We start from the raw sequence: 12,429 nt of genomic DNA on the forward strand, positions 1-12,429 counted from the left end.
CCCACCGCGGTGACGCTGTCCGAGACCGCACCCCAGGCCCGCCAGCGGGCCGGCCGCGACCTGCGCGCGCTGCCGAAGGCGCACCTGCACCTGCACTTCACCGGGTCGATGCGCCACTCGACGCTGCTCGACCTCGCGGACGAGCACGGGGTGCGGTTGCCGGACGCGTTGCGTGAGGACTGGCCGCCGGTGCTGTCCGCGGCCGACGAGAAGGGCTGGTTCCGCTTTCAGCGGCTCTACGACCTCGCCCGCTCGGTGCTGCAGACGGAGGCCGACGTGCGCCGGCTGCTGCTGGAAGCCGCACAGGATGAGGCCGCCGAGGGTTCCGGCTGGCTGGAGATCCAGGTCGACCCGTCCGGCTACGGCAGCAGGTTCGGCGGCATCACCGCGTTCACCGACCTGGTCCTCGACGCCGCCCGGCAGGCGTCCACGTCGACGGGCGTCGGGATGGCGATCGTCATCGCGGCCAACCGCACCCGGCATCCGCTCGATGCCCGCACCCTCGCCCGCCTGGCCGCTCAGTACGCCGGCCGGGGCGTCGTCGGGTTCGGGCTCTCCAACGACGAGCGCCGCGGCGTGATCGCCGAGTTCGCGCCGGCGTTCGCGATCGCCAACCGGGCCGATCTGCTGTCCGTGCCGCACGGCGGGGAGCTACGCGGCCCCGACAGCGCCCGGGCCTGCCTGGACGACCTCGGCGCGAATCGGCTCGGGCACGGCATCCGGTCGGCGGAGGACCCAGCGCTGCTGGAGCGCGTCGCCGCGGCCGGTGTCACGCTGGAGGTCTGCCCGGCCTCGAACGTCAGCCTCGGCGTCTATCCCACCGCCGCGGACGTCCCACTACGGACGATCCGCGCCGCCGGTGCTCGGGTCGCCCTGGGCGCCGACGACCCCCTGCTGTTCGGCTCGCGACTGCTCGAGCAATACGAGACCGCCCGGCACGTCCACGGTTTCGACGACACCGAGCTGGCCGGGCTGGCGCGCGGCTCGATCGAGGGCTCAGCCGCCCCGTCGGACGTTCGCCGGCGCCTCCTCGACGCCGTCGACGCCTGGCTTGCCTCCGATCCGGTCCCGCCCGCGCACCCGAAATGATCACGTTGCCCATGGGTGTTCCCGCTTCACCAGGAATGCTTGCCTCGTGAAGCGCGAAGAGTCCTCCGGGCGGATCACACCGGTGCCGGAACCGCCGCGGCGACCGGAGCTGCGGACGTCGTCGACGCCGTCGTCGTGACATCGCCGAGCTCGTCGAGGATGCCGGGGACGCCGTCCCGCACGAACCACTCGGAGCCGTAGGCCCGGTCGAAGTCGGCCACTGGGATCGCCGCCGGCGAGACCTGGCTGGCGTGCGCGGCGATGGCAGCCCGCTTGACCTCCAGCTCGGCCGGCGTGGCGGCGAGCCGCAGCGTGACGTCGTCGCCGGGGATCCCGTACTCCATGCCGGTGGCACGCGCCGCCGCCTGCACCAAGTGTGTCGCGGCCTGCAGGTGGTCGCGGTCGACGGTGGACTGATAGCCGGCGATACCCGTCAGGCGGGCGGCCGCGGCACCGATCCGGTGCGCAGCCACGTGGTCCGGATGGCCGTAGATGCCGCGGTCGTCGTCGTGCACGATCGCCTCGGCGCCCTCCTCCTCGATCAGCGCGGCGATCCGGCGGGCGACACGGTCCGGGTCGGCGGCGGCGAGCGCGTCGGGGTGGACGTTGTCGGCGGCGCCGGGCAGGCCGGAGTCACGCTGGCCGAGAAGCACCAGCCGCTGCGCGCCGAGCAGGCCGGCTGCCTGCTCCAGTTCGGCCACGCGCCGCTGCGCCATCGTCTCGCCGGGCGCGAGCGGGACGTACACCTCGCCGAGTTCACCCAGGGTGGCGGTCACGAGGACGACCCGGGCGCCGGCGTCCGCGAGGCGTCGCATCGTCACGCCGGTGAAGATGGCTTCGTCGTCGGGGTGCGCGTGGAGGACGAGGACGGTGCGCCCACTCAGGGGCGAGGAGTTCGAGAACATCGCTGCCTGCTGTCAGCCATGGGCCATGACGGCCCCGGGGTGGTCGTCGGAGAAGTCGAGGACGGATCAGCGACGACAACAACAGCAGGGCATGCCGACGGCGGCCAGGACGGCCACACGGTTCGGCATCTCGATCACGAGCGGAGAGTCTGCCACATGGGCACGGCCTTGTGCACCCGTTTCCGCGAGGCTCGCTCAGGACTTCTCCCGCACACGGCAAGCATTCCTGGTGGTGCGGGAGGACCCATGGTGAACGTGATCATTTCGGGCTGGGCGGGGCAAGGCCCGGGACGGGGTCAGGCGTCGGTCAGTTGGGCCTCGGCGGCGCGGCGGTCGTAGTCGTCTCGGGCAGCGGCGATCTCGGCCTGGTGCTCCTCGGTCCAGGTGACGAGCGCTTCGATGGTGCCGTACAGGGTGGTGCCCAGCGGCGTGAGCTCGTAGTCGACGCGGGGCGGCACGACGGGGTGCACGGTGCGCCGGACCAGGCCGTCGCGCTCCAGTTGGCGCAGCGTCACCGTGAGCATCCGCTGGCTGATGCCGTCGATCTTGCGCCGCAGTTCGGTGAAGCGCAGGCTCCGGCCGTCCAGCAGCGCGACGACCAGCAGCGACCACTTGTCCGCGATGCGGTCGAGGATCTGCCGGACGTCGCAGTCCTCGCGCGGGTCCCACAACTGGCAGTCGTCGGTATGCGCGGAGTGACCGGGTGACTTCGAAGTGCCTTCTTCCATGGTCGTCAATAGTGCCCGATGATGCTGTTAGTTACAAGACGGAACTGACGGCATCCCTGATAACCAGAAATGGGAGAGAAGGAACCACATGAACAGGTTCGACACCACGAAGGCCGTCATCACCGGCGGCACCCACGGCATGGGTCTGGCCATCGCTCGCGCGCTGGTGGACGGCGGCGGGGAGGTGGTGGTGACCGGCCGTAACGAGTCGACCATCGAGCAGGCCCGCACCGCGTTGGGGCCGGCGGCGCAGGTAGTCCGCTCCGACGCGGCAAACCTCGATGACATCGACCGGCTCGGCGACGTCGTCGAGCAGCGGCTCGGCCGGCTGGACGCGGTCTTCGTCAACCACGGCATCGCCGAGCTGGAGCCGCTGGAGGAGGTGACCGAGGCGTCCTATGACCGGCACTTCGACATCAACGCGAAGGGCTCGTTCTTCACCGTGAAGCGGCTCGCGCCCCTCGTCGTCGACGGTGGCGCGTTCGTGTTCACGACGGTGGCCAACGACCGGGTGTTCCCGGGCATGAGCGCCTACTCGGGCTCGAAGGAGGCGCTGCGTGCGTTCGCCCAGGTGCTGGCGGCCGAGTTCCTCCCCCGCCGGATCCGGGTGAACTCGGTGGCACCGGGCTTCATCAAGACGCCGACGATGGGCGTGGCCGGGATGTCGGCCGAGGACCGGGCGGCGTTCGAGAAGCAGGGTGACGAGATGACGCCGCTGCGCCGCCACGGCACGGTCGAGGAGGTCGCGGCCGCCGCGCTGTTCCTCGCCTTCGAGGCGACGTTCACCACCGGGGTCGAACTGCCGGTCGACGGCGGCTTCGCGCAGGGAATCGCCGCATGACCGGCACGAACGGCGCGAGCGACGTCATCGACAGCCCGGACCGCTCCGTCGCCGATCACGTGCACCGATACCTCGCCACCGACGGCCGGGACGGTTACCTGGAAGGTGGGGTGCCCAACCTCGTCCTCACGGTCACCGGCCGCCGCAGCGGGCGGCGCTACCGCACCGGCCTCTTCTACGGCACCGACGGCGACCGGTACGTGCTGGTCGCCTCCGGTTCGGCCATCACAGACACCCATCCGTCGTGGTACCTCAACCTGGCCGCGAACCCCGAGGTCGAGGTGCAGATCAAGGGCGAGCGGTTCGCCGCGACGGCACGCACGGCGAGCGGGGAGGAACGGACCCGGCTGTGGCGGCTCATGACGACGCTCGCCCCCGTCTTCCACTCCTACGCGGCCGAGAGCCGGCGCGAGATACCGGTCGTGGTGCTGGAGCGAACAGCGTCATGACGGCCCCGGGCGCTGCTGCACTCCCCGTTCCTCTCTGCCGGTGGAGTGCAGCAGCGTCTCGGTGACGGACCCGCCGTTACAACGAGTTGCACCGTGCCATCGACGGCATCAGCCAGCAGATGCTCACCCGGGCGCTGCGGCGCTGGAACACGACGGCCTGGCGTCCCGGACCGTCCTGCCCACACTTCCGCCGGGCGTGGAGTACCAGCTCACTCCGCTCGGGCGGAGCCTCCTGACGCCGCTGTCGCTGGCGGACTGGGCCGTTCGGCACCAGCCGGAGATCGACGCGGCGCGAGCCCGCGCGCGGGCAGCCGGATGAGCGAAACGCCGTAGGCGACGAGCCACACCACCCACAGCAGCCAGCCGGCCAGGCCGAGCAGACCGAACCCGCCGCCGTGCTCCATCACCAGCGGCGTGAGACTGGCCGAAGCGAACAGCAAGGCGGCCGCCACCAGTCCCAACGCGGTCTGCCACGGCCGGATCAGCCCGCCGCGCAGGCCACCGATCGACAGTCCGGCCAGGGCGACGGCGAGGAACGTGCTGTTGAGGGTGAACACGCCGTCGTGGAAGGCCCAGAGCAACGGGACGGCGTCCGGGTCGTCCCCGGCGACCTCGGCCAGGGTGAGCCGCAGCGCGATCACCCCGACCATCGTGCAGTTCTGCAGAATCACGCCCGCGAATCCGACCAGCGACCATGCCTCGCTGCGCGAGCGCTCACCGCGCCACAGGACCGCGCCTGCGCCCGCCCCGAAGACGGTGGCCAGCACCCAGGCCGCCGGCGTGAACACCGAACCGAACTCGACCGCGCCACCCTCGGCGGCGAAGAATTCGACGACCTCGTCGACCGGGGACCCGGGCGACGGCATGCCCGCGGGCACCAGGATGGTGGCGTTGGCGAGGAAGATGATGGCGCCGAAGCCGATGGCGGCCAGACCGGCCAGCCGTGCGAAGGGCACGGAACCCAATTTGGTTTTACGCTCCATATAATCAATATAGCGGACGGAAGATTATGACGGAGACAGGACGACGCCGGTATGACTCGCTGCGCCGCACCGTGCAGGCTCAGCAGACGCGCAAGGAGATCGCCCGCGCCGCCCGCGAACTGTTCGTGACCCAGGGCTGGGCGTCGACGACGGTGCGGGACGTCGCCCGCGAGGCGGGAGTCTCGGTGCCCACGGTGTACTCCGCCTACGGCAACAAGGCCGGGCTGACGCTGGCGCTCGCCGACGCCGCCGACCTGGCCGCCGAGACGGCGCGGTACCTCGACGACCTGGAGGCCGCCGACGACGACCCCCGGCGTCAACTCGCCGTGATGGCCGGCTATGACCGCCGGCTGTACGAGCGGGCCGGCGACGTCATCCAGCTCGTCCGGGAGGCCGGCCGCACCGAGCCGGAGCTGGCCACGGCCTACCGCGACGGCCGGCGACGAGCCGACGACGCCCGGCGGCAGGTGTTCTCGGGCTGGCCGGCCGGGACGTTGCGCGTCGGCCTGGACGTCCCCACCGCGATCGACATCTACGCCGCCCTGTGCACCATCGACGTGTACGTCACGCTCACCGACGAACGAGGCTGGACCCCGGACCGGGTCGAGACATGGTGGACTCAGGCACTGGCCCGCGAGCTGCTGGCCTGATCAGGGGCGCTCGTGAGCCGGAGGTTCTACAACGCGCAGCCGACGAGGGTCGGCTCGGGCACCAACGTGACCCCGAACGTCGCGCGGACGCCGTCGCGGACCTCGCGGGCGAGCTCCAGCAGCTCCGTCGTCGTCCCGTCGCCGCGATTCGTCAGGGCCAGGGTGTGCTTGGTGGACAGCGAGACGTCGTCGAACCGCCCGGCGTAGCCGCGGTCGAAGCCGGCGTGCTGGATCAGCCATGCGGCGCTGGTCTTGACCCGCCCGCCCGCGGCCGGGAACCGCGGCGCCGCGGCGGGCAGCGCGGCCACCTGGGCGTCGTCGAGGAGCGGGTTGGTGAAGAACGAGCCGGCACTCCACGTGTCGTGGTCGTCGGCGTCGAGCACCATGCCCTTGCCGGCCCGCAGCGCCAGCACCGCGGGGCGGACGTCGGCCAGCCGCGCTCGCTCGCCCACCGCCACGTCGAGCCGGCGGGCCAGTTCGGGGTAGGCGACGGGTGCGCCCAGATCGCCCTCGCGCAGTTGGTAGCTGACGGACAGGATCACGTACCGGTCCGAGCCCTTGAAGCGGCTGTCACGGTAGGCGAAGCGGCAGTCGGCGTTGGCGAAGGTGCGGATGCGGCGGTCCTGGCGGTCGTAGGTGCGGACCTGCCAGATCGTCTGCGCCACCTCCTGACCGTAGGCGCCGACGTTCTGCATGGGAGTGGCGCCGACCAGGCCGGGGATGCCCGAGAGGGCCTCGATGCCCGACCACTCCTGATCGACGGCGTACGCGACGAGGTCGTCCCACGACTCGCCGGCCGCTGCGGACACCAGGATGCCCCCGCACGCGGCCAGCGCACCGGAGTCGCAGGACGCGGAGGTGTCGGCCTCGACCCCCCGGGTGGCGACCCGGACCACCGTGCCGTCGAAGCCGGAGTCGGCGACCACCAGGTTCGAGCCGCCGCCGACCAGCAGTACCGGCTCGCCGCGCTCGTCCGCGTCACGGACCGCGGCCACCAGCTCGTCCTCGGTGGTCGCCTCGACGACCCGCTTGGCGGGGCCGCCCAGACGGAGCGTCGTCAAGGCGGCGAGGGGGACGTCGAAGGTCTCGCGCATGGCCTGCTCCAGGGTCAGGACGCCGGCGGCGCGGACGGGGCTGCCGGCGGCCGGCACAGCGCGCGGGCCTGTGTCAGGACCTTCTGGTCGTCGACGCGGACGGTGATCTCGAGGGCGACGACGCCGTCGTCGCGCACCTCGGTGACGGACGCGGCCACCCGGACGGCCACGCCGGTGTCGTCGTCGGGGACCACGACCGGGCGGGCGAAGCGGACGCCGTACTCGATGACGGCGGCGGGGTCGCCCAGCCAGTCGGTGAGCAGCCGGGCCGCCAGGCCCATGGTGAGCATGCCGTGCGCGATCACGCCGGGCAGCCCGACGGAGGTGGCGACGCGCTCGTTCCAGTGGATGGGGTTGAAGTCGCCGGACGCTCCCGCGTACCGGACCAGGTGCTCGCGCGTGATCCAGTACGTGTGGTCGGCGACGACCTCGCCCACGGCGAGCATCTCGGTCACCCGCTCAGTCACGCGTCCCCCTCACCGGAATCCTCCGGGCGTACCAGCAGCGTTGCCAACGAGACACAGATGCCGGCACCTTCCGCGTCGCGCACCTCGGAGAGGATCTTGAGCAGGTCGTTCCCGGCGACCGAGCGGACGCCGTCGAGCCGCGTGGTCGTTTCCAGCCGGGTGCCGACCCGCAGCGGCTGGGCGTAGGTGAAGCGCTGGTCGACGTGGACGACGCGGGCGAACTCGATGCCGAGGTCGTCCATGAGGATGTCGACACCGTCCATGACCGGGATCATGGCGAACGTGGGTGGCGCGACGACGTCCTGGTGCCCGTACTCGCGGGCAGCCTCGGTGTCGACGTACACGGGGTTGGTGTCGCCGATCGCCTCGGCGAACTCACGGATCTTCTCCCTGCTCACTTCGTAGAGCTGGGCTGGGTAGACCCGTCCGACGACCGAAGGATCAATGGGCATGCGCTGACGTTACCGCCACCGCTGGACGACACCGACGGGCGACCCAAGCAGTGGGACCGTCGTGAGCGCGATGCGGCGACCGCTCCGGCGAGACTCAGCGGGTCTCGCGGTGGACGGTGTGCGTGCGGCAGCGCGGGCAGAACTTCTTCAAGTCGAGCCGGTCGGGGTCGTTCCGCCGGTTCTTCTTGGTGATGTAGTTGCGCTCCTTGCACTCCGTGCAGGCCATGGTGATCTTCGGGCGAATGTCAGCGCTCTTGGCGGCCACGGGTGCCTCTTTCGATGACGTCTTGGATCGTAAGAACCTTGCAAGGGTAACCGACCAGGCCATGTCGTACCGAATCGGCGACGTGGACCGCCCGGCCGGCGCGGTAGCGGGGGCGGGACTCGAACCCGCGACACAACGATTATGAGCCGTTTGCTCTAACCACCTGAGCTACCCCGCCAAAGGGAGTCGGCGCCGCGCGAGACGGCGCACCCTCACCAGAGCCCCAATACGGAATCGAACCGTAGACCTTCTCCTTACCATGGAGACGCTCTGCCGACTGAGCTATTGGGGCGTGCGCCAGATGAGAGTACACAACCTCGGGCCGTAGCGCGAAATCGCCCGGCAGGCAGCGCGCTCGGCGCCGTGACCCGGCTCAGCACCGCGGCCGTAACGCATCCGCCCCGCCGCCCCGCCGTCATGCGCAGCACGCCGTGCAGCCGGCAGGACCGTCGCGATGGGCTCCGGCGAACCCCCAGGTCAAGCTGTGCGACGTCCCGCGACACGCGATCGTTGACACTCGGTTGACCGATCGTCTCGGCTACGGTCAAGCGGGTGAGCACGCAGACCCCCGACCACATGACGATCACACCACAGCCATCGCGCGCGAGGCGCCTGCGCGACCGCCTGGGCAAGGTGTCGTCCCGGCCCCGGCCCGGCTGGCGAACCGCGGCGCTGTTCCTGTCGCTCGTCACCGCGGCGATGCTCGGCTGGAGCACCTGGGACCAGTACCTCCCCGGCACGGGAACGATCATCGCGTGGCAGCTCGCGATGGACGTCGTGGTGGCCTTCGTCGCCGGCGGCGCCGTCACCGGAGTCGCGTTCGTCACCCTGGGACGGGTACGCGCGCTCCCGTGGCTCTACGTGTGGTCGCTGGCGGCGTGCCTGGTCGTGCTGGGGACACTCGGTGCCGGGGCGAGCCAGCGGGGTTGGTACGCAGCCGTCGCCGTCATCGTCATCGGCGGTTCCGCCTTCGGTGGCGCCTTGGGATGCCTGCTCGCGCGGCGACCGGCATGGCGATCGGCACCACGAGACCGGCGGGTGTGGGCGCTCGGCGCGGCCGTTGCGGTCCTGCTCGTTCCGCTCGCCTGGCTGCTCACGGCGGGCCAGGACCGCCCGGGCGTCGACGACGAGACCGCCGGCGCCGCGACCGTCGCCGGACCGGACCCGGCGGCACCGGGCCCGTTCGCCGTCGAGACGCTCGTCTACGGCAGCGGCGACGACGCTCGGGCCTCGTACGGCCCGTCGGTCGACGTGCGGACGCCGACGGTGGACGCGTCTCGCCTCGTCGGGGGCTGGGACGACCGCCGGCGCTCACTCTGGGGCTTCGACGCGTCCAGCCTCCCGCTCAACGGCATGGTGTGGCGCCCCGCCGGGGCCGGCCCGTTTCCGCTGGTCCTGATGGTGCACGGCAACAAGAGCAGCGCCGCGTCCTCCGAGGCGGGGCTGGGATACCTGGGCGAGCTGCTGGCCAGCCACGGGTTCATCGTCGCCGCCATCGACCAGAACTTCTTCAACACCGGCGTCATCGACCGTGCGGGCGGGCTCACGGGCGTGAACGCAGCCCGTGGCTGGCTGGTGCTGGAACACCTGCGGGTGTGGGAGGAGTGGAACGCGACGGCCGGCAACCCGTTCACCGGGACCGTGGACACCGAGCGAATCAGCCTGATCGGCCACTCTCGGGGCAGTGAGGCGATCGCAGTCGCGGCCCACCTGAACGACCTGGAACATCTCCCCGGGAACGCATCGGTCCCGTTCGACTACGGCTTCGGCATCCGGTCGCTGCTGGCCCTCGCACCGACCGATGGCCAGTACCTTCCCGACGGCGAGCCGATCCGGCTCGACGACGTCGACTACCTCGTACTCCAGGGCTCCCACGACGCGGACGTGACCGGCTTCGGCGGACTCGACCAGTACGACCGCGTGTCGTTCACCGGCGGCGGGCGGCGGATCAAGGCCGCCCTGTTCATCGGAGGCGCGAACCACGGCCACTTCAACACCCGGTGGGGAAGCCATGACGTGGGCAACGGGTTCCCCAAGCTCTTCCTCGACACGGACGCACTGATCCCGGCGGCGGACCAGCGGCGCATCGCCCAGGTGTACGCGACGTCGTTCCTGCGCACGTCCCTGATGAGCGACGACACGTACGCCGACCTGCTCCGGGATCCCCGCGCCGCAGCCGGCTGGCTTCCCGGCGGGACGTACGTCAACCAGTTCGCCGATTCCGAGACGGACCTGGTCCCCGCCCCGGCGCCCGGCGAGAACACGGCGCCGTCGTGGGAACTGAGTGCCGGCGAACCGAGCCGCACCGTGGATCTGGACCCCGGCACCGACACCACACCGGCGACGGCGCTGGTGTTCGACGCCGTCGTCAGGGCCTCGGACGAGGCTGCCGCGGCTGAGCTGACGGTGCGGCTGACGGACGCCGCCGGCCGCACGGCCGTGCTCCCCGCCGATCAGGTCGTCGAGCTGACCGGCACGGTCGAGGCGCAGTACCTGAAGAGCCGATGGATGCACAGCAACCCCGTCGACAGGGCGGTGCCCCAGACATACCGCGTGCCGCTTGCGAGCTTCAGCACCGAGCCGGAATTCGACGCCACGGACGTCCGGGCTGTCACGTTCACGGCCGAGAACGCCGCGGGCCCGGTGCTGATCGACGACATCGGGCTCGCCCGGGGGTGACGGCACCGGGCGCAACCTCGGCCGCGGGTTGCGCCCGGGAACGGCGAGAGGGCTGAACCCACACGTGAGTTCAGCCCTCTTCGAGTGCCTCGATGCATCGCATCGGGTGGCAGGTGCAGGATTCGAACCTGCGTAGGCTGTGCCGGCTGATTTACAGTCAGCTCCCTTTGGCCGCTCGGGCAACCTGCCGCGGTTCCGAGCCTACGACCCGGACCGGTGAGAGGATACATGAGCGCGGCCGGCGTCGGACAATCGGCGCGACGACCACGAGTCGTCCGGCATCGCGGTGCGCGTCAGGGCAGACCCGAAGGGAGCGATCGTGGCAAGCGAGTCCTCGTTCGACGTGGTGAGCAAGGTCGACCGGCAGGAGGTGGACAACGCCCTGAACCAGACGGTCAAGGAGATCTCCCAGCGTTTCGATTTCCGGGGCACCGGCGCTTCCATCCGCTGGCTCGGCGAGCTGGCCATCGAGATGGAGGCCTCCGCCGAGGACCGCGTCAACGCCGTCCTGGATGTCTTCAAGGACAAGCTGATCAAGCGCAAGGTCTCGTTGAAGGCGCTGGACGCCGGCGACCCACGCAGCTCCGGCACCGTCTACAAGATCACCGCCACGCTGCAGGACGGCCTCGACCAGGACCAGGTGAAGAAGATCACCAAGGCGATCCGCGACGACGCGCCGAAGGGTGTGCGCACCCAGGTGCAGGGCGACGAGGTGCGCGTGTCGTCGAAGAAGAAGGACGACCTCCAGGCGGTCATGTCGATGCTGCGCGAGCAGGACTTCGACTTCGCGGTGCAGTTCGTGAACTACCGCTGAACGGCTGGGCGTCAGCGGCGGTAGCCGGCTCGCTGCTCCAGCCGGGCGACCCGCTCAGACATGGGCGGGTGGGTCGCGAAGAGACGGGCGATGCCGGTCTGCTGCAGCGGGCTGGCGATCATGAGGTGGCTGGTGGCCACGATGTCGCGTTCGGGCGGCAGGACCAGGGTGCGAGTGCTGGTGTCCAGCTTGCGCAGCGCACCGGCCAGGCCCAGGGGGTCGCCGGTGATGCGGGCGGCTTCGGCGTCGGCGTCGTATTCGCGGCCGGGGCTGACGGTGAGCCGGACGATGGCCGCGGCCACCGGCCCGAGCACGACGAGGAGTGCCCGCCCCACCGGGCCGAGCCGGGCGTCCGCGCCACCGAACAGGCGCAGCCCGGCCGCGACCATGACCACGCTGGCGGCCGCTCCGGCCAGAGTGGAGACGACGGTGTCGCGGCGGCGGATGTGGGCCAGTTCGTGCCCGATGACACCGCGCAGCTCCCGCTCGTCCAGTAGTGCGAGGATCCCCTCGGTGCAGCAGACGGCGGCGTGCGCGGGGCCGCGGCCGGTGGCGAACGCGTTGACGGCGCGGGTGGGGCTGACGTAGATCCGCGGCATGGGCACCCTGGCCGGCGCGGTCAGTTCACGCACGATGCGGTAGAGCGTGGGCTGTTCGGCCTCGCTGACCGGGTAGGCGCGCATGGCCCGCAGCGCGATGGCGTCGGCCCGCAGGTAGACATAGCCGTCGAATGCCAGGACGGCGACGGCCGCGACGGCGAGCCCGGCCGGGCCGAACCACGACCCGACCAGGAGCCCCACAGCCGACAACGCCACCAGCAGCGCAGCAGCCTTCACACGATTGAGATGCACGTCCACCTCTCGGGCGTCCGCCGCGCCCACAACGGCAGCCCTCTTGGTCACCACGGTGAACGCACCGCGGACCGGCGAGGTTCCGCCCGGGCCGCCGGACCCGTGGTGGAGAGCCCCACCGCTCGCCGGCGACGAGAGATCTCTCACGCTTCGGACGGCGAG

14 protein-coding genes, 3 tRNA genes and 1 pseudogene are annotated in these 12,429 nt (G+C 71.1%); 7 read left to right on the forward strand and 11 right to left on the reverse strand.

Annotated features, from left to right (window positions below; all coding sequences use genetic code 11):
* Window positions 1-9: 9 nt before the first annotated feature.
* The gene (locus JIAGA_RS0123305) at window positions 10-1,089 is read left to right on the forward strand and encodes an adenosine deaminase (protein WP_211239809.1); all 1,080 of its coding nucleotides are present in this window, start codon (window positions 10-12) and stop codon (window positions 1,087-1,089) included.
* 74 nt (window positions 1,090-1,163) lie between these two features.
* On the opposite strand, the gene JIAGA_RS31910 is transcribed toward JIAGA_RS0123305, so the two are convergent.
* Together JIAGA_RS31910 and JIAGA_RS0123315 are read right to left on the reverse strand one after the other, a co-directional pair.
* Window positions 1,164-1,994, reverse strand: coding sequence for a PIG-L deacetylase family protein (locus tag JIAGA_RS31910; RefSeq protein WP_051426433.1), 831 nt, complete (start codon window positions 1,992-1,994; stop codon window positions 1,164-1,166).
* Window positions 1,995-2,290: 296 nt separating this feature from the next.
* A complete protein-coding gene (locus tag JIAGA_RS0123315; RefSeq protein WP_026877518.1) occupies window positions 2,291-2,722 on the reverse strand; it encodes a winged helix-turn-helix transcriptional regulator in 432 nt (143 codons plus the stop codon).
* Between the two features lie 88 nt (window positions 2,723-2,810).
* Here JIAGA_RS0123315 and JIAGA_RS0123320 point away from each other — a divergent pair, with 88 nt between their 5' ends.
* From JIAGA_RS0123320 to JIAGA_RS36425, 3 genes and pseudogenes are all read left to right on the forward strand, one after another.
* Window positions 2,811-3,563, forward strand: coding sequence for an SDR family oxidoreductase (locus JIAGA_RS0123320; protein WP_026877519.1), 753 nt, complete (start codon window positions 2,811-2,813; stop codon window positions 3,561-3,563).
* The gene (locus JIAGA_RS0123325) at window positions 3,560-4,012 is read left to right on the forward strand and encodes a nitroreductase family deazaflavin-dependent oxidoreductase (RefSeq protein WP_051426434.1); all 453 of its coding nucleotides are present in this window, start codon (window positions 3,560-3,562) and stop codon (window positions 4,010-4,012) included. The genes JIAGA_RS0123320 and JIAGA_RS0123325 overlap by 4 nt, the downstream gene beginning before the upstream one ends.
* Before the next feature lie 119 nt (window positions 4,013-4,131).
* Window positions 4,132-4,226 (forward strand): annotated as a pseudogene (locus tag JIAGA_RS36425) (winged helix-turn-helix transcriptional regulator); the annotation flags it as partial.
* Here JIAGA_RS36425 and JIAGA_RS34795 read toward each other — a convergent pair.
* Window positions 4,222-4,968 (reverse strand): hypothetical protein, encoded by a 747-nt coding sequence (locus JIAGA_RS34795; protein WP_026877521.1) that lies wholly within the window; start codon window positions 4,966-4,968, stop codon window positions 4,222-4,224. The pseudogene JIAGA_RS36425 and the gene JIAGA_RS34795 overlap by 5 nt on opposite strands.
* A 53-nt stretch (window positions 4,969-5,021) precedes the next feature.
* On the opposite strand from JIAGA_RS34795, the gene JIAGA_RS0123340 reads away from it, so the two are divergent.
* Window positions 5,022-5,645 (forward strand): TetR/AcrR family transcriptional regulator, encoded by a 624-nt coding sequence (locus tag JIAGA_RS0123340; RefSeq protein ID WP_035812897.1) that lies wholly within the window; start codon window positions 5,022-5,024, stop codon window positions 5,643-5,645.
* A gap of 26 nt (window positions 5,646-5,671) precedes the next feature.
* Here the strand turns inward: JIAGA_RS0123340 and JIAGA_RS0123345 are convergent, their stop codons facing one another.
* The 6 genes from JIAGA_RS0123345 to JIAGA_RS0123370 all read right to left on the reverse strand — a co-directional run bounded on the left by JIAGA_RS0123345 (window position 5,672) and on the right by JIAGA_RS0123370 (window position 8,215).
* Entirely contained in the window at window positions 5,672-6,739 is a 1,068-nt protein-coding gene (locus tag JIAGA_RS0123345; protein WP_026877523.1) for a UDP-N-acetylmuramate dehydrogenase, read from the reverse strand.
* A gap of 14 nt (window positions 6,740-6,753) precedes the next feature.
* Window positions 6,754-7,185 carry a MaoC/PaaZ C-terminal domain-containing protein gene (locus JIAGA_RS36030; protein ID WP_026877524.1) on the reverse strand — a complete coding sequence of 144 codons (432 nt, stop codon included), beginning with the start codon at window positions 7,183-7,185 and terminating at the stop codon, window positions 6,754-6,756.
* A gap of 17 nt (window positions 7,186-7,202) precedes the next feature.
* A complete protein-coding gene (locus JIAGA_RS0123355) occupies window positions 7,203-7,658 on the reverse strand; it encodes a MaoC family dehydratase N-terminal domain-containing protein (RefSeq protein ID WP_026877525.1) in 456 nt (151 codons plus the stop codon).
* Between the two features lie 94 nt (window positions 7,659-7,752).
* Window positions 7,753-7,884, reverse strand: a complete 132-nt coding sequence (rpmG, locus tag JIAGA_RS35835; protein WP_221441588.1) for a 50S ribosomal protein L33 — start codon at window positions 7,882-7,884, stop codon at window positions 7,753-7,755.
* 143 nt (window positions 7,885-8,027) lie between these two features.
* Window positions 8,028-8,101, reverse strand: a tRNA-Met gene (locus tag JIAGA_RS0123365).
* 41 nt (window positions 8,102-8,142) lie between these two features.
* Window positions 8,143-8,215 (reverse strand) — tRNA-Thr (locus JIAGA_RS0123370).
* 260 nt (window positions 8,216-8,475) lie between these two features.
* Here JIAGA_RS0123370 and JIAGA_RS0123375 point away from each other — a divergent pair.
* On the forward strand, window positions 8,476-10,602 hold the full coding sequence (locus JIAGA_RS0123375; RefSeq protein WP_051426435.1) for an alpha/beta hydrolase: 2,127 nt from the start codon (window positions 8,476-8,478) through the stop codon (window positions 10,600-10,602).
* A gap of 107 nt (window positions 10,603-10,709) precedes the next feature.
* Here the strand turns inward: JIAGA_RS0123375 and JIAGA_RS0123380 are convergent.
* Window positions 10,710-10,791: transfer RNA gene (locus JIAGA_RS0123380), tRNA-Tyr, on the reverse strand.
* A 130-nt stretch (window positions 10,792-10,921) separates the two neighbouring features.
* On the opposite strand from JIAGA_RS0123380, the gene JIAGA_RS0123385 reads away from it, so the two are divergent.
* The gene (locus JIAGA_RS0123385) at window positions 10,922-11,416 is read left to right on the forward strand and encodes a YajQ family cyclic di-GMP-binding protein (protein ID WP_026877528.1); all 495 of its coding nucleotides are present in this window, start codon (window positions 10,922-10,924) and stop codon (window positions 11,414-11,416) included.
* Between the two features lie 11 nt (window positions 11,417-11,427).
* Here the strand turns inward: JIAGA_RS0123385 and JIAGA_RS0123390 are convergent, their stop codons facing one another.
* A complete protein-coding gene (locus JIAGA_RS0123390) occupies window positions 11,428-12,267 on the reverse strand; it encodes a M48 family metalloprotease (RefSeq protein ID WP_026877529.1) in 840 nt (279 codons plus the stop codon).
* Window positions 12,268-12,429: the final 162 nt, after the last annotated feature.

This window comes from Jiangella gansuensis DSM 44835 (assembly GCF_000515395.1).
Taxonomy (GTDB): domain Bacteria; phylum Actinomycetota; class Actinomycetes; order Jiangellales; family Jiangellaceae; genus Jiangella; species Jiangella gansuensis.

Bases quoted from the DNA above. Each gene is read 5' to 3' on its own strand.
- JIAGA_RS0123320 (WP_026877519.1), top strand. From the start codon at position 2,811: ATGAACAGGTTCGACACCACGAAGGCCGTCATCACCGGCGGCACCCAC.
- JIAGA_RS36030 (WP_026877524.1), bottom strand. From the start codon at position 7,185: ATGCTCGCCGTGGGCGAGGTCGTCGCCGACCACACGTACTGGATCACG.
- rpmG (WP_221441588.1), bottom strand. From the start codon at position 7,884: ATGGCCTGCACGGAGTGCAAGGAGCGCAACTACATCACCAAGAAGAAC.
- JIAGA_RS31910 (WP_051426433.1), bottom strand. From the start codon at position 1,994: ATGTTCTCGAACTCCTCGCCCCTGAGTGGGCGCACCGTCCTCGTCCTC.
- JIAGA_RS0123340 (WP_035812897.1), top strand. From the start codon at position 5,022: ATGACGGAGACAGGACGACGCCGGTATGACTCGCTGCGCCGCACCGTG.
- JIAGA_RS0123315 (WP_026877518.1), bottom strand. From the start codon at position 2,722: ATGGAAGAAGGCACTTCGAAGTCACCCGGTCACTCCGCGCATACCGAC.
- JIAGA_RS0123355 (WP_026877525.1), bottom strand. From the start codon at position 7,658: ATGCCCATTGATCCTTCGGTCGTCGGACGGGTCTACCCAGCCCAGCTC.
- JIAGA_RS0123345 (WP_026877523.1), bottom strand. From the start codon at position 6,739: ATGCGCGAGACCTTCGACGTCCCCCTCGCCGCCTTGACGACGCTCCGT.
- JIAGA_RS0123325 (WP_051426434.1), top strand. From the start codon at position 3,560: ATGACCGGCACGAACGGCGCGAGCGACGTCATCGACAGCCCGGACCGC.